Below are 388 nucleotides of genomic sequence, written 5' to 3' on the forward strand. Positions count from 1 at the left end.
TCGGCCTCGGTGAGCAGTCCGCGCGCGATGCCGGACTGGTTGGTGACGACGCCGGTGCGCAGGCCGTGCGCGCGCAGCGCGTCGAGCGCGGCACGGGCGCCGTCGACGGGCCGTACCAGGGCGGGGTCGGCGTTGTAGGGGACGTCGTGGACCAGCGTGCCGTCGCGGTCGAACAGCACCGCCTTCACCGGGCTCATCGGGTCACCTCCTGCCAGGCCGGGGCGTTGCGGTGGCGCCAGGCCCCGGCCAGCCGGTGCCAGGTCGCGGCGGGCGGGATGACGACGCTGGTGGCCAGCACGGTCGTCACCTCGTCGCGGGTGCGCGGACCGGGCACGATGCGGGCGCGGGCGAACTCGGCGGTTCCGGCGGCCCAGCCGAGCGCGCAGGC

General features: G+C 77.1%; 1 protein-coding gene and 1 pseudogene. Both read right to left on the reverse strand.

The genetic code is table 11. The features are described 5' to 3' along the window. Window positions 1–197: HAD-IIIA family hydrolase (locus B7767_RS42550; protein ID WP_143653006.1), on the reverse strand; the 197-nt coding region annotated here is incomplete at its 3' end. Continuing rightward, a pseudogene (locus tag B7767_RS42555) lies at window positions 194–388 on the reverse strand (transferase); the annotation flags it as partial. The gene B7767_RS42550 and the pseudogene B7767_RS42555, both read right to left, overlap by 4 nt.

It is taken from the genome of Streptomyces sp. 13-12-16, assembly GCF_002114215.1.
GTDB lineage: Bacteria > Actinomycetota > Actinomycetes > Streptomycetales > Streptomycetaceae > Streptomyces.